Here is a 17357-nt window from a genome sequence, read left to right as displayed (position 1 = left end):
TTATGAGGAATAAAATCTTGTTAAATACTTTTTTCGTTGATGGGTTGCACGATCATGATAATGAGTATAATTTCAAGGAAATGAGGTGAAAATGATTATCTATTCAACTGACTTCATGTATGCTGATTGTGAACCTGATTCAGGAGTCTGTATATAAAATTGTTATACTCGCAAAGCTTGCCCTAGATTCCGATCGGGTAGTATATAGTTTGCTGATCTCCGGTTCTCTTCCGGATTCTTTTGATGGGAACAATGTAACTTACTCAAAGATTTGTTTTTATTTATAACTAAAAGGAGAAATAATGTCTACACTCGTTACTCGACCTGCCCCCGACTTTACTAAACCTGCCGTTCTGCCGAATGGTAGTTTCGATGATAATTTCAACTTTCATAGCCATATTCGTGACAAATATGCCGTATTGTTCTTCTATCCGCTGGATTTCACCTTTGTATGTCCATCGGAAATCATTGCGCATTCGCATCGGGCGAAAGATTTTCAGCAACGTAACGTGGAAGTCATCGGCGTATCGGTAGATTCTCAATTCACGCATTATGCATGGCGTAATACTCCTATCACCAAAGGTGGTCTCGGCCCCATCGACATCACATTGGTATCGGATCTGGGCGGTGAAGTGATGAATGCTTATGGGGTAAGCCATCCCAATCATGTAGCACTGCGAGGCTCTTTCTTGATCGACAGAAAGGGTATCGTGCGTCATCAGGTAGTCAATGACCTACCGCTTGGACGCGATGTCGACGAGATGTTGCGAATGGTGGATGCGCTGAAATTCTTTGAAGAACAAGGTGAACTCTGCCCAGCGGGTTGGAAAAAGGGAGCACCTGGCATGAAAGCAAGTCCTGAAGGGGTTGCAGAATATCTCACCCACCACGCAGAGGAGCTGTAAACGGTAAATTCCAAATAATGGCTTCACTGTTGCTAACACAGCTAAAAGGAGAAATACATGAACTTAGATAAAGATAAAGCGGTAGCATTACTGAATCAGATCATGGAACTCGAGCTTGCTGGCGTAGTTCGTTATACGCACTACGCCTTGATGGTGTATGGTTATAACCGCATTCCCATCGTAGAATGGCTGAACAAACAAGCTCAGGAAGCATTGTTGCATGCTCAAAAGGCAGGTGAACTCGTCACTTTTTTGGAAGGGCATCCCTCACTTGCCATCGGCCCACTGTTAGAGACGCATCAGCATGATGACAACCTGGTCTGCTCGATGCCGATCGGTGATATTCTTGAGGAATCCTTGGCGCATGAAAATGAGGCACTGAAGGCCTATTATCAATTACTGGAACTGGCTGAAGGTAAATCGGTGCTGCTGGAGGATTATGCTCGAAGCCTGATCGTTGAAGAAGAAATGCATGCCGATGAGGTCAAAAAAATGCTACGTCAACCCTGCAAGTAAACATCGGTTGTTAGCTTAAGCGAAAAATCAATAGAGAACAGGTAGATTAAACCTGTTCTCTATGTTTCCTTTTTAGAATCGGCTATTTCTTATTAGAAACCATCTTCAGGTACAGTATCTGGAATGCGCTGAACGTACTCAAGCCACACTGTCGCTTCACTGTCGCTAGGCGCTCGATAGTCTCCCCGCGGCGAAAGTGAACCGCCAGATCCTACTTTTGGCGAATTTGGAATACAGCTGCGCTTGAACTGACTGATTTGAAAGAATCGGTAGGCAAAGACTTGCAGCCAATGCTTGATTTCACCTATCGTATATTGATGTTGCTTGCTCTCGGGTATATGAGGCCAGTGACCTTGAGTTCGGTCATGCCAACTGCAATAAGCAAGAAAGGCTATTTTAGTCGGAAGATAGCCGAATCGGGTAGTGTAATACAAGTTGAAATCCTGCAATTCATAAGGACCGATGATCGCCTCCGTTCGTTGGAAAGGCTGGTCACTATCCGCTTTTCCGGGAATTAATTCAGGACTGATTTCCGTATTCAGAATGGCGTATAGAACGCTGTTTGCTTCATGGTCAAGCTGCTGCGTATCGGCCACCCAGCGAATGAGAAACTGAAGTAGTGTTTTAGGAATGCTGGCATTGATCGCATAATGTGACATCTGATCGCCAACGCCATACGTGCACCAACCTAAAGCCAACTCACTCAGATCACCAGTACCCAACACTAAGGCACGATGGTAGTTCGCAAGACGAAAAAGATGATTTGTTCGCTCACCTGCTTGCACATTCTCAAAGGTAACGTCATACACCAATTTACCGTGGATAAATGGATGGTTGAGATCCCGAAACATTTGTTCACAGCTTGGCCGGATATCGATTTCATGCGCAGTACACCCGATTACTTGCATCAAGGCTCTGGCATTAGTCAAGGTTTGATCGCTGGTGGCAAATCCTGGCAAGGTATAAGCTAAAATTTGTTCACGCGGCAGATGAAGCTCATCCATTGCTCGTGCTGCCACAATCAGTGCATGGGTTGAATCCAGCCCGCCTGAAATGCCGATAACAATTTTCTGAATACCGGTATGTCTGAGTCGTTTGACTAAACCCTGGATCTGAATGTTGTAAATTTCGTCACAGTGCGCATCACGCACGGCTGGATCGGAGGGAACATAAGGAAAGCGATCATATTGTCGTTGGCAGAATAATCGTCCAGTGTCAGGAAAGTTAATTTCAAAGGAAATTTCACGAAATTGACGGATTTCCTCATGAAAGCGCTGCACACTCTGACTGAAGCTATTTTGCCGCATGCGTTCCTGTGCCAAGCGATCCAGATCGAGATCAGCGAGGAGTAGCTGGGAGTCATACTGAAACCGAGCGGATTGCGCCACCAGCATACCATTTTCATAAACCATGGCGTGCCCGTCCCAGGCAAGATCCGTGCTCGATTCGCCCGTGCCAGCAGCTGCATACAGATACGCCGCAAGACAGCGCGCTGACTGATTGGCTATCAGATTATGACGATACTCGTGCTTGCCAATCGTGATATTGGAAGCGGATAGGTTCAGCAGCAGCGTGGCACCGGCCAAAGCTGCATGAGATGAAGGTGGGATGGGCACCCATAAATCCTCGCAAATTTCCGTAAAGAAGCTGAAATGCGGCTTATTCTGTGCTCGGAATAATAATTTCTCACCAAACGGAATCTCATCCTGACCACATAATGTAAGGGTCCGCCGGATAGCTGCAGCAGCCGGTGCAAACTGTCTCAGTTCGTAGAATTCCCGGTAATTGGGCAGGAATGTCTTGGGGACGACCCCAAGAATGCATCCCTGATATACAATTGCTGCACAGTTGTAGAGAAACTGATCGACTTGCAAAGGCAATCCAACAACTATTACCAGATTGAGTTGCTTTGAAGTTGAGAGGACCTGGTGGAGTGCATCAATCGCGCATTCTAAAAGCGCCTGCTGATGAAATAAATCCTCACACGAGTAAGCAGTCAATCCCAATTCAGGAAAAAGGGCAAGGATAGCCCGTTGCTCAGCTGCTTGTTTCATCAGTGAAATAGTTGCAGAAACATTAAACCCCGGATCAGCAACGCGAACGTCGGGTACGCCAATGGCAACACGTACAAAACCGTGATGATATAAATTGAAAAATTCTGTATGGTTTTGCATCAGCGGTATCCTATAAGAACCCAATGGGCCGTGCGTTACTTCAATTCATCAATGATCTTTCTGATTCTGCTAAATGAACGCACAGAATACAGCAAAGCAATGAAGGAAATACAGTATAGTACAGAGAACTGAAGCAAGTTATACAATCACAGTTGACCATTTTGATGAGAAGTACATGCCATGATCAAAAGCAATGTGATTTTCTACCACGGTAAAATTATCATGCTTGACAAAAATAATTCCAAAGTAGCAGCCATTGTGCTGACAGGTGGATTGGTATCAGCCACTGAATCAGAGCAGGATATCCATGCGTTAGCAATATCAGCTATAAAAAGGATCGATCTTAAGCTTAAGGATAAGCATGTCATTCCCGGTCTCAATGATTTCTACTTGCGCCTCATCCGCGACAGCTTAACTCAACACAACGAATCTTCGGAAAAACTGTGGCGACTCAGCTTTAAGAATCCGTGGGCTATCGGCTGCGGCTACTTTGCATATTGACAATGCCAGGCAAAACAGCAAGCTCAGCATTTTCTCCTTTCAAGCATCGCATTTTCGCGATTTTGTGGACGGCTACACTGATTTCAAACATTGGCACATGGATGTTCAATGTGACTTCGGGCTGGGTGATGACAGAGCTGTCGCCCTCACCTTTGATGGTATCGATGGTGCAGGCGGCGACAGCGTTGCCAGTCTTTCTGTTCGCTCTGCCTGCTGGAGCGCTGGGTGATCTTTTGAACCGCCGCCAGCTCTTGTTGTGGACCCAGATCTTTCTGGCATTTGTACTTTTTCTATTTGCCGGCCTGTTATGGCAAGGTGTCGTCAATGCCTGGGTTTTGCTTTTGTTCACCTTCATAACCGGTGCGGGATCAGCTTTCGCCATGCCCGCGTGGCAGGCGATCGTGCCGCGTCTTGTGCCACGGGATGCATTAGGATCGGCCATTGCGTTGAATGGGATAAGTATGAATATCGCCCGAGCCGTCGGTCCGGCTCTAGGTGGCTTTATTTTGGCAGCGGCAGGCGCCGTGGCAACGGCGCTGCTTGATGCCGTTTCCTACCTTGCCGTCGTGGCAGCGCTGTTATGGTGGGGAGCTGCCACCACGCAAGCCGATAAACTGCCGCGCGAACATTTGACTGGCGCTATGCAAGCGGGCATTCGGTTTGCGCTGCATAGCGCACCGCTGCGCCATACCTTGATTCATGCGCTGGCTTTTTTCATTTGTGCATCCGCTTACTGGGCGTTGTTGCCTTTAGTGGCCAAGGATACGCTGCAAGGCGGTCCCAGCCTTTACGGTATTTTGCTAACCGCGCTGGGAATCGGCGCTGTAGCGGGTGCATTTCTGCTCCCGTTCATGAAAAAACATTTGAACGCGAATAAAGTCATGATGCTGGCAATAACAGGAACCGCACTATGTTCGATGATGCTCGCCTATGGTAAGTATGAAATTGTTGGTATTGCTGCTGGATTAATAGGCGGTGTGTCATGGCTCATGGCAGTATCCTCATTGAATATTTCAGCACAAATGGCGTTACCAGATTGGGTTCGCGCCCGTGGGTTGGCCATCTTTCAGATGGTGTTTTTCGGTGCGATGACGACGGGATCGCTGGGTTGGGGACAAGCAGCCGAAGTTGTTGGCTTGCCGTTAGCCTTGGCAGCTTCAGGATTGCTGGCGCTTTTTCTGATTCCTGTAACAGGACGATTCAAGCTTAATCTGGGTGAACATCATGATCATACGCCATCTGGCCACTGGGCTGAACCTGTTCTGATTACGCCAGTTGCGCACGATCACGGCCCTGTTCTTGTCACGCTGGAGTACCGCATCGACGATGCGGATCGTGATGCATTTTGCTCCCTAATGCGGGAACTGGGAATCATCCGTCGCCGCGATGGGGCCATTCAGTGGGGATTCTTTGAGGATGTCGAGGATCATGGGCGATTTATTGAGGTGTTTACGGTTGAATCCTGGCTTGCCCATCTGCGCCAGCATGCGCGTGTCTCAGCCTCTGATAAAATTTTGCAAGATAAAATTCTTGCCCTGCACGGTGGAAATGCCCCGCCGCGGGTGACGCATGCTGTGATGCCGAACGCAGAAAATTCTATGAAAAGAAAAATTCCTAGCACCCATCATGACCTATAAAAAAGAAAAACAAGCAAGCTATCTGCTCGGATATTTTGCCTGAAACAGTATCCGTTAATAAGAATCGGGAGTGAAAGCCGCACAAATGGTGTTGCTCGATCACGTCGGCAAAATCCTACACTCGAAGCTCAAGAGATGTGATGCCGCTCCTGCTCAGCCGCAAATCCATTGATAACTCATTGTTGGACAAGTCCTTTTATAATAATACAACCCACCTACTTAACTCATCTTTACTATAGGAAGGAATACGGTCACTAAGCCAGATTGCTGCCACAGTTGGCGTGATTTGAACCCGAGAGATTCAAAAATTTCACGCCCTTCTTAATAATGCTATCTTAATCTTTCTGAAAATCAGGAGGGAAGCTCGCCGCCCTGAAGCTAATCTGTCATTGAATATGTGCTGGTTAAATCTTGTCCTTGAATGCCTCTTGATTCATTTGCTCTTCCTGCTCATGAGTAAACTCTGCAAATACAGATGTACTAAGAAGAAAATAAATGCCAGTAATAAAAACGACCAAGGCAGTGTATAAGAATGTGGTCATGGTATTACTCCAATTATTAAAAGAGAACGCATAATCCTATGAAAACCAAACTCGATCAGTGCGTTACCAAACATAGAAGAAACTAAGCGATTAATTAAATTAAAACAAAATATTGCTGTAGAAATTCACAGTTTGGATTTTGTTTTGATGAGTCCGATTGCTCCTAATTTTTAGTGCCCCAACCCCTATCCTTTGCTAAATAAAAACAACAGCATACAAAAAAACCCGCTTAATTAAGACGGGTTTTGACTGAGCCTGCCTGGCTTCAAATTACTTCTGGAAAGCGCTTTAAACATTCAGCTTATTTTGAAATTTCTTTATTTTCAGCTTTATGTCCTGATTTAGATTTCCTGGCGTGCTCATCTTCATCATCCGCGTCTTGTCCATTGCTATCTTTTTTAGTTTGCTTGACAGACGATTTCTTTGCAGCATGAATTCTCTTTTTAGCGGAGGAAGTTGAATCATCATTTTTATGTTCCTCTTTGAACTGCGTAACCTCTGCTGCCATCTCCTCGCCGTCTATTTCTGATTTTGCGAGCTTAGGAAACATTTTGCCTTCTTCTTCCTTAACATGATGTTCTATATACTCGCGTAATACGATTACTTTTGCATCATAATGGCTTTCATCGGCATCCATATCTTGTAGCTCTGCAATAAGTTCTTTCGCTACAGCATGCTCTACATCAGCTTCATCCATTAGATCTTCATCTTCAATAGAATCCCGTGCAGCGGGATAAACGATTGATTCTTCAGCCATTGCATGAAGTGTTAATTCATGACAAATCTCTTTAACTATTTCCGACTTTTTATCAGTGTTACCATTTTTACTGCGCAATTTCTCAAATTCATCGAATAGAGATTTTACTTTTTCATGATCCGCCTTTAGTAATTTAATAACATCATTCGAAGTAGCTTTTGTGGTATGTCCTTTTGCATAAGTCATGGTCTATCCTTTATTTTAAATAGCTTAATAATTAACCCTAAAGAGTTATGATCACAATAATTTTTTTACTTACTGATGGTCAGTACGCAAACTAACTTAGTAAAGCTCAACTAAATAAAACCCTGTTGCGGAAGAATGAACTAAGTAAATGCTGATTAATTCGGCGAACGTGATGAAGCGCGAGGCGCACGGAACGCAGCAACCGAGACATATCAATCAAATAAACGAGGAAGCGGGTACCGCGCAACAAAGCGATTCGCCCGTGCAGTCAATTAATCAGCGTTTCCCTAAAGTTGAACAGGGGGTGTTTTATCATCCCCTTCATCATCGGTATCCCGATTTCTCTTATCCAATGGCATCCTTTCCTCGAGATCATCCTTACCAGGCGTTTCTTCTGGTATGTTATTGCGACGCTTTGACCCTTGCGGGCGGTTTCCTTCAAAAGGGATATCTTCTGGTAATTCTTCGTCAAGTAAGTCTTTGTCCGGCCTGTTTAATTCTGGATCAGAGAAATATATGTACTTTGAATTAAATTCTTCAAGCAGTGTGATGTGATTGAATTGCGTCATCATTGTCTCCAAGTAGATGAAATAGAGGCTCACTGTAAAGGAGCTCCTAAGGAGCAGTTCCCGAACTTGTTCCCGAAGGGCTGCTGGGATTTACACTGGCAGGGCTGCTAGGTGCTGAGGGGCTCACACCGGATGGACTTACACCCGAGGGACTTACACCTGAAGGACTTACACCAGATGGGCTTACGCCCGAGGGACTTACACCTGAAGGACTCACACCAGATGGGCTTACGCCCGAGGGACTTACACCTGAAGGACTCACCCCCGAGGGATTCACACCCGATGGGTTGACACCTGTGGAACTCCCGTCTGATGGGATATTAGGATGAACCCTTGGCGTACTTGCCGTAGTACCCGTAGGATCATTAGGATTAACCAACACAGGGTTTTTAGGCTGCGAGCTGGTAGAATAAGTGGGGTTAGTGGGCAAATTCGAATTCGGATTATTGCTGCCTAGAGATTGCTGAGAAGAATCAGCAAAAGTAACCGAATTCCCCATTAACATCATTGCTGCAATAGCAGTTACAAAAATTATTTTCTTCTGTTGATTCATCATGGTTCTCCTGTATAAAAAGCTCCATTGAGCCATGATGCTACTGACGTTACATCACTTAGTCTGTTCGGTTCAGTACTTTGAAGGTAAGAATTAAATCCCTAGATGCAAATTGATGAGGCTTTCTTTATTGATCACTTGGTGCTTGTCCCACGTTGTTGTAATGCCTAACCCTAAGTACCACCTTGATAGCATCACCTCATGTAGATCCCTACATGAGGTTTTTTGGCTATTTGCTACGGATACTCAGCCAATATGCAGAAATTTAGCTATGGAAGGCGTTCCCGAAGCATTCCAAACAAAAAGCAAATAGAAGCCTGGAGGTGCTATATTGGCCGATGCTGGAGATCGTACTGATACAATATTGTCGGTTTGTGAAATGGGTAAATCAAAAAAGCGCTGCTCATTATTAAATGTATGCGTAACTACACCCACACGCACAAGGGTAACTTTGGCAATAGGATCGGTTGCTTCAACTGAAAATTCCTGGTCCCAGCCAATCATATTCGTTGGTGCATCAACGACTTCCGGACGAGGTGCGAGCTCACCGGTGCCATCTGCTTTAAATAAATAAGGTGGGTAGTAAATTTCACCGTTAAGTTGTCTTATTGGGCCTGGATTGCCGCCCCCGCCAGTGAGCACTGTTCCATCCGGAAGCAGAAGTGAAGCCGAGTGATATAGCCGCGCTGTGGCAGCACTTGCTACTGTCGTCCATACCCTTGTTGCAGGGTCCCAAAGTTCAGAATCCAACGCTGCACCCGTCAAATCATTGCCAGTCGATGATCCACCATTAACCCAGACCCGGCCATCGGCAAGCACTGTAGCATTGCTATATTTTCGATCCTTTATCAGATTCCCACCCGAGGACAAGACAGGCTCACCAGTACCATTGATATCGACGACAGTCGCTACACGATTGTTTCGAAGGGAGAGAATACGACCAGGAGCAAACATTACGCTTGGCAAGTTGCTGTTACTACCTGATGTTTTTTTTGTGTACTGCGAAAGTGTACCGGTACCTGAAGTGTCGAGCTTGTACATCAAACCCTGGTAGGTAAGAATAAATACACTCCCCTGCGGGTTTACCCAGGCACGTGGATAGTTCCAAGAATTTCTGCTCGCCCCATAAGCAGAATCGCTAACTGCCGAACTGAGTGTGCGCCAATTGCCGTCCGCGGCACGTACCTCTGGTGTAGAAGAATAAGTGGCACTCGTTCCTGAAGAAGATTCTGTTCTGCGACCACCAAGCGCTACATGCTCGCCATTAGGCAGTGTCACTGCAGTTGCATACCAGCGAGTAAAAGCCATGCTCTGAGTTTGTGGCGTTAGCGTCTCTGTAGCTGGATCAAAGATATTAACATCATCAGAATCATCTCCAGAACTCAAATTAGTCCCACCGATGAGAAGAGCTTGACCAGTTCCTGGGATAAATGCTTGACCACTACAGAAAATATTCGTATCTGTGATATTAGGTAGTGTCTCAAATGCATCGGTACCTATACCGATATAGGGATTCCAAATAGTATATTTCAGTTTCCCCATTTTCGTTCCGAAAGCAAACACTCGTCCATCCGGTAACAATGCCATGTGAATGGGTACGATTGGCCAATTGTGTAGAGGACCAAATTCACCCTTCAGGTGCGCTTCTGATCCTGCCGCCGCTGCAGGAGCAATACTTCCATAACTGATGAGTAACAATATCAAGCCAACAGTTATAAGGTAGAGGAAGCGCTCGATTCTCTCTACCACAATAAAATTCTTTGATTCCATATTAGTACATTCCATAATGTGCCCTTGAATAATCCGAGAAATGAATGTTTATAAGTTAAAAATACAGAAAATCAGATATATCTTCTTCTTTCATCAGCTACTTTCATGTTGCCATCTGCTGCTCTCGTGGTTCACTTAACCCTACCTCAGCAATATCAATATAAGCCATGGATTTATAACTGTCATGGGGCAAACCTACTCATTTTCATAGGCGCAATATCCTATGCAAGTCGGGATAAAACGATTGATTCTCAAAGAACAATCCTGGGGATGAATTGTTTTTTTAAGGCTTAATTATTGATAAATTTATTCTTTCTCATTCTGGAGAGAAAGTATCTAAGAAGCAGAAGATGGAATTAAGTTGAGTTTCAAATAAATCTTCACTCCTCCGGTAGAGATTAGAAGATCATGCGAGCTGAAATGAAGTGAAGCTTCTTGAGTTATTCGATGATGATTCCACCGCCCAAGCATACCTTGCTTTCATAAATGACAACTGATTGCCCGGGTGTAACCGCCCATTGATCCTGTGCAAAATCTACCTGGCAATAATCATCCGTAAAGTTTGCAATCGTACAGGGAGCATCAGTTTGACGATAGCGGGTTTTAGCGGCATAGACCCAGTTGCAATGCGGCCGTTGTCCACTGATCCATGTTAAATCTGTAGCCTTCAAGGAAGGTTTAAGTAGATCAGGATGATCATGGCCTTGCACTGCAATCAGTACATTGCTGGCTATATCCTTGGCAGAGACGAACCACGGCTCATCACTGCCATCACGCTTGCCACCGATCCCTAACCCCTGCCGCTGTCCAATGGTGTAATACATCAATCCAATATGCTGACCAATCACCTTCCCTTCAGGCGTTTGGATTTCTCCAGGTTCATGTGGCAGATAGCGATTGAGAAATTCACGAAATGGACGTTCTCCGATGAAACAGATGCCTGTGCTGTCTTTTTTGGAGAAATTGGGTAACTTTAATTCTTCGGCAATCCTGCGCACTTCACGTTTATAAAGATGCCCAATCGGAAATAAGGTATGAGCAAGCTGTGTTTGATTCAACCGGTACAAGAAATAACTCTGATCCTTGGTACCGTCCTCGCCCTTTAATAGCTGGAATATATCGCCCACTTTCCGCACCTGGGCATAATGGCCTGTTGCAATATAGTCAGCGCCCAATTTATTCGCATGATCCAGGAATGCCTTGAACTTGATTTCAGCATTGCATAGCACGTCTGGATTGGGCGTTCGCCCAGCCTGATATTCGGCAAGAAAGTGTGAAAAAACCCGATCTTTATATTCGGCCGAGAAATTCACTACTTCGATCGGAATGTCAATCACATCCGCAACCGATACCGCATCCAGAAAATCCTGGCGAGAGGAGCAATACTCATCGGTATCATCATCTTCCCAGTTTTTCATGAACAGACCGACAACATCGTAACCTTGCTGTTTCAATAAATAAGCGGCCACGGATGAATCAACGCCGCCAGACATACCAACCACTACCCGGTATTTTTTCATTCCATCACGAGTCATAGTGCATCAATAACTCCAAGGGGTAATGCTTACCGGCAAGATGATCCTGAATACATTGCATCACCAGTGGACTGCGATGACGATGAGCCATTTGATTAATCTCATCCAGATCAAACCAGGCAGCGCGCAGAATCCCCGTATCAAGTATCCGCGCAGGATCATGATGTGTCACATGCCCGCCAAATGCAAATCGAATATAAGTAGCATCCGCGCGCTGCGAATGCCATTGATAAATACCCAGCAAATACTCAGGCACAAAGGTGTAGGCAGTTTCCTCCAGCGTTTCCCGGATGACCCCCTGAATGATGGATTCTCCTGGATCCAGATGCCCTGCAGGCTGATTTAAAAACAGACCTGAACCTGCTTCAGGCTCTTCCTCGACCAGCAAATATTTTCCGTTTTGTTCAACAACGGCCGCAACCGTTACATTAGGTTTCCAGATCATAGTTTTCATGATAGATAAATAGGATGATTGACCAGCGCAGATATTTTGCATCCCCTGCTGTTTCTGCCATTCCTGTTACTTAGCTTGAAATCTGCCTATTATCGCACTGATCGCAGTGACACAAGAATCCGGTTGAATTAAAAAATTTCCTTCAGACTGATCACCTATACACAAGTTTCTAATTAACCGCTGATGCCACTGCTTTCGAATTAGGCCAAACATACATCTTATCCAAATCTGCAAGCTACCTGATAGCAATGAAATGACTGATTGATGAAATGTTCAATGAGAGGCGGCGATATGCGATTGATAAGTCCACGTTAATGAAATTAATTTAAAAAGTAAGATAGAATAAACGCAGGTTTTCGTCTATTCACCCATCAATCGGAGAAAACACATGCGTATTCTTCTTATTTTGATCATGACTTTTCTGGTTAATGCTGCTTTTGCCTGCAACAGCATGTTGCTGGATCAGAATTTCCGCCGACTCGCTGCATCGGAAACTGTGAATTTATGTGAAGCTTACTCTGGCAAAGTACTACTTGTCGTCAACACCGCGAGTAAATGCGGCTACACGCCGCAGTACGAGGGACTAGAACAGCTGTATGAAAAATATGAACAGCGGGGGCTAGTCGTACTGGGCTTCCCATCCAATGACTTTATGGGTCAGGAACCAGGCACCGAAGCGGAAATTCAGAATTTCTGCCGTCTCACCTATGACGTCCAGTTCCCCATGTTCGAAAAAATACCGGTAAAAAAAGAACATGCGCATCCTTTCTATGTACAACTTGCCGAACTCTCGGGCACTTACCCCACCTGGAATTTCCACAAGTACCTGATCGGCCGCGATGGCAAGCTCATCACACAGTTCAGTGCGCATACCAAACCGTTTGACCCAGCCGTTGTAGCCGCCATTGAGCAGGCTTTGCAACAATAAATTGATGAGAAAGTAATGCTTCCAAAAGAATTTTTCTGATTCTCTTACAAATGCAAAAAAAAGCAGCGCCAAAGCTGAGCTTATTACAAATTTTATCTTTCTCGTTGATCCTCGGATTTCTCGCAGGCACCGGCGCAGGCAAGGATGCAATTCTTCCAGTCACATGCCTGGCAGCGATAATTTTCTATGTAAACAGATATAAAATCGCCGCCCAACAAGTTGCGGCACCATCAAAAGGCAACTCGCAACAAAACACCCATTCACCAGGCTATTTTGCCTGGCTAGCATCGGGGAAATTCGCAGTTGAAATGGCAGGAAAGTCCTATCAAGGAGCTATCCAGCAATTGGCACAGGAAAATGACATAGACTTTGATGAGGTTATCGATCCTGATGCTTACATCCTGAAAGCCCACTTGATACCGGACAATGAGAACCCCTACGACAGCCGTGCTGTGCGCGTGGATATCAATAACCGCACAATCGGCCAGTTCAACCGCGAACAGGCCAACATCTTTCGCCGCAGGCTCGATGAGAAGGGGCTTTCGGATCAAACTACTATTTGTGATGCCATCATTACGCGCGAAAACGCGGTGGATGGCAAAACGCCCAGTTACACTGTAAAGCTCGATCTTGAACCGCTTGAATAAATCAGCCAACGGGAGCATAAAGCTCCCGTTACAAACTAACTGCAAATTTCAGCTACTCCTCAATTGGCTTTCTGCGCCACATCACAAATCCCAGCAAGCCTAAACCGGCCAGCAACATCGCATAGGTTTCGGGTTCGGGAATTGGTGGAGGCGGTGGGGACATTGCAGGCGGAATAAATATTGGACTAGGAGTAAATACAGTGTCAGATGTATACGATAGTAGAAACGCTTCCTGAATATCATTTCTATTAGTCCCAACCCCAACAATCTGTCCGTGGTTGTTGATGTCTATTACGTGAAGATCTTTCCAGCCAGCCGCAACCACCGCATCGAGCAGGTTAAGATCAGTTATTCCGCCATGACTGAAAAGGAAGGAATGATTGTGATCATCAGCGGTATAGGCTTTTCCAATTACTTCTCCCAAGTCGTTGATATCGATGGCTTCGCTGTAAAATCCGCCCAAGGTTCCCAAATCCTTCATATCAATTCCATCAGGCCCGGTGATAAAAGCATGCGCAGTGCCATCAACCATAGCAGAAGTCCCTACTACTTGACCGGAATCGTTAATAGCTTCGGCAGTGCTGGATCTTCCGCCCAAGGTACCCAGATCCGTCATGCCATCACCGCTGGGACCCGTCATGAAAGCATGAATATTGTTATGCTCATTATCTACATAGGATGAACCGACTACTTGCCCAAAATCGTTAATGCCATAAGCTTTGCTTTCGCCTCCCCCTAAAGTACCTAAATCGGTTATGCCGATGCCATCAGAGCCTGTGATAAAAGCGTGGTAAGAGCCATTCACTAAATCATACCCGACCACCTGCCCGGAATTATTGAAATCCCGGGCAACACTGCCGTCATCTCCATCAAGGCTGCCCAGCAAGGTCATACCAACACCATCCGGTTCAGTGATAAAAGAATTGTAAGTAAAATCAGCACTATTAAAAGCTCCCCACATTTGTCCGGAATCATTGATTCCAAATGCCCTGAAACTCAGTTCTGTCATGCCAACACCGTCCGGGCCCGTAACGAAAGGATAATAAACAGTATTAAAATCATCAGCATCAGCAGAGGATTCGCCGAGCACCTGACCGGAATCGTTGATGCCATAGACGTAGCTGCTCAATCCATGCAGGTTTAATCCTTTAATTGACCAGTCGGCATGAGCCATTGTGGAGATTGATGCGGTGGAAATTCCGGCAAGAACGATTGCGATGCGTTTGAATCCTGATCGTTGAATATTCATGATACCTCTCAGAAGTGAATGAGTTTATTAATTTAACTACCTGTATGGTAAAAATATCAATATTCCAAAATAGATAATACTTACAAGGTTTTTCATTGTAAAAACGCAAAAGTAAGAGCGTTATCAATGACTTTTAGAATCTTCTGGATATTGGAAAGTATTAAAAAGTAATACTGCGATCTTGCAGACAAAGTACTATGAACTGAATTCCTCCGTTAAATAAAATTAATAAAATCAAGGCACAATCTCTGAAATTCCACGAAATTCAACCTCAATTATAGCCCCATTATCCTTTCTCTCGTTTTCTCTCATGATATCTCTCCACCCATCTCAGCAGCCATTGCGGCACATGTGCACGCTTCCATTCCCCTGCTGCATATTTATTGGCTTCCGGCCAGGTAGGATAGGTATGGATAGTGCTCAGAATTTTGTTCAGGCCCAGGCCGTGCTTCATGGCCAGTACAAATTCAGCCAATAAATCGCTGGCATGCGCGCCGACTATGCAGGCACCAAGAATGCGACCCTTGCCCGGCGCCGTCAGTACCTTTACAAAGCCATGCGCGGCTTCATCGGTAATCGCACGATCCAGATCCGCAAGATTGAAACGCGTCACTTCGAAGGCGATGCCGCGCGCCTTTGCTTCATTTTCCGATAGCCCTACCCGTGCAACTTCCGGATCGGTGAAGGTAGCCCAAGGAATCACTGAATAATCCACTTTGAAATGTTTGATAGCGCCAAACAGTGCATTGACTGCGGCATACCATGCTTGATGCGCGGCTGTGTGGGTGAATTGGTAGGGTCCGGCGGCATCGCCGCAGACATAGATGTTGGGATAAATGGTTTGCAGCCAGTCGTTGGTTTCAATAGTACGCTGGGAGGAAAGTGGAATGCCCAATTCTTCCAGCCCAAACCCTTCCGTGCGTGGCACTCGGCCAACCGCACATAGTAGTGCATCAAACGGTAATTTGATTTCTGCACCGTCTTTGCCACGAACGATCAAATATTGCGCACCATCTTCTGATTCACAACGTAGCGCCTCCGTTTGCATCATCAAAATAATGCCATCCGCTCGCAATGCCGCTTTAACCAGCGCTACCGCATCGGCATCTTCTCGTTGCATCAAGTCGCCGCGCTCCACCTGTGTCACCTGACAACCCAGGCGGACAAATGCTTGCGCCAATTCGCAGCCAAGCGGCCCGCCGCCCAGTACAATCAGGCGTTCCGGCCGCTCAGTCAGCGACCAGATGGTGTCGGAAGTATAATAACGCACCGACTCCAGTCCCGGAATTTGTGGCACGAAGGGACGCGCACCGGTTGCAATGACGATGGCGCGCGTCGTGAGCGTTTGCCCATCCACCGCCACCGACCAGGGTGAAGTAATGTTGGCTTTTCCATGCAATACTTCTACACCCAATTGCGTGTAACGTTCTACTGAGTCGTGCGGCTCGATGGTTCTGATCACGCGCCGCACACGCTCCATCACAGCGGCAAAATCATACTGCACATGCGTTTGTGTGATACCCAAGGATTGGGCGTTCTTTGCCTGTTGTAAGAAAGTAGCGGTACGGATCAATGCCTTGGAAGGTACACAACCATAATTGAGACAATCGCCGCCCATTTTGTGGCTTTCAATCAACGTCACCCTGGCGCGTGTAATCGCCGCGATATACGCGCTGACCAGGCCGGCAGCACCGGCACCAATCACGATCAGATTGCGGTCAAACTGAGCAGGCTTGGTCCAACGTGCATAAAGCCGACGGATTTTGATCAATCCGATACCCCAGCGCGCCAGCCATGGAAACAAAGCTAGTGCAACTAATGAAGCAATTAATGCTGGAGACAAGATATCCGACACGTGGGTAATCGCTGCCAATTGTGTACCCGCATTTACGTACACGGTTGTGCCAGCGAACATACCGGCCAGGCTGGCCCAGAAGAAAGTCGAACTGCGGATGGTGGTCAACCCCATCAACAAATTAAGCAGGAAAAACGGAACAGCCGGCACCATGCGCAGCGTAAATAAATAAAAGGCGCCATCGCGCTCCAGGCCTTTATTAATGGTTTTCAGCCGATCCGAGAAGCGTCGCTGCACGGCGTCGCGCAATACATAACGCGCTGTCCAGAAAGCCAATGTTGCGCCGATCGTGGATGATATTAACACTACCGGCACACCGACCCATAAGCCTAGCATAGCGCCACCCGTCAATGTCATGATGGTAGCGCTGCCTGGAAGCGATAGAGCGGTTAGCACGATATAGGTGAGCGCATAAATACCGATTACTAAAAGTGGCTCTTCCCGGTACGCTTGTTGTAATGCATCGCGCTGGTCTTTGAGCGTATCCAGTGTCAGAAAACGTCCCAAATCAAAACTGAAATACAACCCGATCAGCAGGCCGAACAGAATCAGTACCCACCAGCGGTATTTCATAGGTAT

At 46.1% G+C, this 17357-nt stretch carries 16 protein-coding genes; 6 read left to right on the top strand and 10 right to left on the bottom strand.

Annotated features, from left to right (window positions below):
* Positions 1-302: 302 nt before the first annotated feature.
* Together BM021_RS06005 and BM021_RS06000 are read left to right on the top strand one after the other, a co-directional pair.
* The gene (locus tag BM021_RS06005) at positions 303-905 is read left to right on the top strand and encodes a peroxiredoxin (protein ID WP_090719885.1); all 603 of its coding nucleotides are present in this window, start codon (positions 303-305) and stop codon (positions 903-905) included.
* Positions 906-962: 57 nt separating this feature from the next.
* Positions 963-1421 carry a ferritin-like domain-containing protein gene (locus tag BM021_RS06000; protein ID WP_090719883.1) on the top strand — a complete coding sequence of 153 codons (459 nt, stop codon included), beginning with the start codon at positions 963-965 and terminating at the stop codon, positions 1419-1421.
* Between the two features lie 92 nt (positions 1422-1513).
* On the opposite strand, the gene BM021_RS05995 is transcribed toward BM021_RS06000, so the two are convergent.
* A complete protein-coding gene (locus BM021_RS05995; RefSeq protein WP_090719881.1) occupies positions 1514-3595 on the bottom strand; it encodes an NAD(+) synthase in 2082 nt (693 codons plus the stop codon).
* A gap of 180 nt (positions 3596-3775) precedes the next feature.
* Between BM021_RS05995 and BM021_RS05990 the strand changes: the two genes are divergently transcribed.
* Positions 3776-4096 carry a hypothetical protein gene (locus tag BM021_RS05990; protein WP_090719879.1) on the top strand — a complete coding sequence of 107 codons (321 nt, stop codon included), beginning with the start codon at positions 3776-3778 and terminating at the stop codon, positions 4094-4096.
* A 2-nt stretch (positions 4097-4098) separates the two neighbouring features.
* Entirely contained in the window at positions 4099-5733 is a 1635-nt protein-coding gene (locus tag BM021_RS05985) for an MFS transporter (RefSeq protein WP_090719877.1), read from the top strand.
* Between the two features lie 404 nt (positions 5734-6137).
* On the opposite strand, the gene BM021_RS15460 is transcribed toward BM021_RS05985, so the two are convergent.
* The 7 genes from BM021_RS15460 to BM021_RS05960 all read right to left on the bottom strand — a co-directional run bounded on the left by BM021_RS15460 (position 6138) and on the right by BM021_RS05960 (position 12090).
* Complete coding sequence (locus BM021_RS15460) at positions 6138-6275, bottom strand: hypothetical protein (protein ID WP_177186309.1); 138 nt, start codon at positions 6273-6275, stop codon at positions 6138-6140.
* 301 nt (positions 6276-6576) lie between these two features.
* Positions 6577-7218 carry a hemerythrin domain-containing protein gene (locus tag BM021_RS05980; protein WP_090719875.1) on the bottom strand — a complete coding sequence of 214 codons (642 nt, stop codon included), beginning with the start codon at positions 7216-7218 and terminating at the stop codon, positions 6577-6579.
* 287 nt (positions 7219-7505) lie between these two features.
* On the bottom strand, positions 7506-7790 hold the full coding sequence (locus BM021_RS05975; protein ID WP_177186308.1) for a hypothetical protein: 285 nt from the start codon (positions 7788-7790) through the stop codon (positions 7506-7508).
* A gap of 43 nt (positions 7791-7833) precedes the next feature.
* Positions 7834-8343 (bottom strand): hypothetical protein, encoded by a 510-nt coding sequence (locus BM021_RS15190; protein ID WP_143074300.1) that lies wholly within the window; start codon positions 8341-8343, stop codon positions 7834-7836.
* Between the two features lie 243 nt (positions 8344-8586).
* Positions 8587-10110 (bottom strand): galactose oxidase early set domain-containing protein, encoded by a 1524-nt coding sequence (locus tag BM021_RS05970; protein WP_090719870.1) that lies wholly within the window; start codon positions 10108-10110, stop codon positions 8587-8589.
* A gap of 440 nt (positions 10111-10550) precedes the next feature.
* A complete protein-coding gene (gene mnmA / locus BM021_RS05965; protein WP_090719926.1) occupies positions 10551-11630 on the bottom strand; it encodes a tRNA 2-thiouridine(34) synthase MnmA in 1080 nt (359 codons plus the stop codon).
* Positions 11631-11634: 4 nt separating this feature from the next.
* Positions 11635-12090, bottom strand: a complete 456-nt coding sequence (locus BM021_RS05960) for an NUDIX hydrolase (protein ID WP_090719928.1) — start codon at positions 12088-12090, stop codon at positions 11635-11637.
* Between the two features lie 397 nt (positions 12091-12487).
* On the opposite strand from BM021_RS05960, the gene BM021_RS05955 reads away from it, so the two are divergent.
* The gene (locus BM021_RS05955) at positions 12488-13027 is read left to right on the top strand and encodes a glutathione peroxidase (protein ID WP_090719868.1); all 540 of its coding nucleotides are present in this window, start codon (positions 12488-12490) and stop codon (positions 13025-13027) included.
* A 50-nt stretch (positions 13028-13077) separates the two neighbouring features.
* On the top strand, positions 13078-13674 hold the full coding sequence (locus tag BM021_RS05950; RefSeq protein ID WP_090719866.1) for an HIRAN domain-containing protein: 597 nt from the start codon (positions 13078-13080) through the stop codon (positions 13672-13674).
* A gap of 52 nt (positions 13675-13726) precedes the next feature.
* Here BM021_RS05950 and BM021_RS05945 read toward each other — a convergent pair whose 3' ends face one another.
* Both BM021_RS05945 and BM021_RS05940 read right to left on the bottom strand, forming a co-directional pair.
* Positions 13727-14923 (bottom strand): HAF repeat-containing PEP-CTERM protein, encoded by a 1197-nt coding sequence (locus BM021_RS05945; protein ID WP_090719864.1) that lies wholly within the window; start codon positions 14921-14923, stop codon positions 13727-13729.
* A 286-nt stretch (positions 14924-15209) separates the two neighbouring features.
* Positions 15210-17351 carry an FAD-dependent oxidoreductase gene (locus tag BM021_RS05940; RefSeq protein ID WP_090719862.1) on the bottom strand — a complete coding sequence of 714 codons (2142 nt, stop codon included), beginning with the start codon at positions 17349-17351 and terminating at the stop codon, positions 15210-15212.
* Positions 17352-17357 lie beyond the last annotated feature (6 nt).

It is taken from the genome of Nitrosomonas sp. Nm166, assembly GCF_900112825.1.
In the GTDB taxonomy this organism is placed as follows: Bacteria; Pseudomonadota; Gammaproteobacteria; order Burkholderiales; family Nitrosomonadaceae; genus Nitrosomonas.
The sequence above is the reverse complement of the archived record's forward strand: the minus strand, read 5'-3'. Positions and strand labels throughout refer to the sequence as shown.

Coding starts and splice junctions, on each gene's coding strand:
- BM021_RS05985 (WP_090719877.1), top strand. CDS start 4,099: ATGCCAGGCAAAACAGCAAGCTCAGCATTTTCTCCTTTCAAGCATCGC.
- BM021_RS05990 (WP_090719879.1), top strand. CDS start 3,776: ATGATCAAAAGCAATGTGATTTTCTACCACGGTAAAATTATCATGCTT.
- BM021_RS05950 (WP_090719866.1), top strand. CDS start 13,078: ATGCAAAAAAAAGCAGCGCCAAAGCTGAGCTTATTACAAATTTTATCT.
- BM021_RS05940 (WP_090719862.1), bottom strand. CDS start 17,351: ATGAAATACCGCTGGTGGGTACTGATTCTGTTCGGCCTGCTGATCGGG.
- BM021_RS05995 (WP_090719881.1), bottom strand. CDS start 3,595: ATGCAAAACCATACAGAATTTTTCAATTTATATCATCACGGTTTTGTA.
- BM021_RS05970 (WP_090719870.1), bottom strand. CDS start 10,110: ATGGAATCAAAGAATTTTATTGTGGTAGAGAGAATCGAGCGCTTCCTC.
- BM021_RS05955 (WP_090719868.1), top strand. CDS start 12,488: ATGCGTATTCTTCTTATTTTGATCATGACTTTTCTGGTTAATGCTGCT.
- BM021_RS06005 (WP_090719885.1), top strand. CDS start 303: ATGTCTACACTCGTTACTCGACCTGCCCCCGACTTTACTAAACCTGCC.
- BM021_RS05980 (WP_090719875.1), bottom strand. CDS start 7,218: ATGACTTATGCAAAAGGACATACCACAAAAGCTACTTCGAATGATGTT.
- BM021_RS05960 (WP_090719928.1), bottom strand. CDS start 12,090: ATGATCTGGAAACCTAATGTAACGGTTGCGGCCGTTGTTGAACAAAAC.
- BM021_RS15190 (WP_143074300.1), bottom strand. CDS start 8,343: ATGATGAATCAACAGAAGAAAATAATTTTTGTAACTGCTATTGCAGCA.
- BM021_RS15460 (WP_177186309.1), bottom strand. CDS start 6,275: ATGACCACATTCTTATACACTGCCTTGGTCGTTTTTATTACTGGCATT.
- BM021_RS05975 (WP_177186308.1), bottom strand. CDS start 7,790: ATGATGACGCAATTCAATCACATCACACTGCTTGAAGAATTTAATTCA.
- BM021_RS06000 (WP_090719883.1), top strand. CDS start 963: ATGAACTTAGATAAAGATAAAGCGGTAGCATTACTGAATCAGATCATG.
- mnmA (WP_090719926.1), bottom strand. CDS start 11,630: ATGAAAAAATACCGGGTAGTGGTTGGTATGTCTGGCGGCGTTGATTCA.
- BM021_RS05945 (WP_090719864.1), bottom strand. CDS start 14,923: ATGAATATTCAACGATCAGGATTCAAACGCATCGCAATCGTTCTTGCC.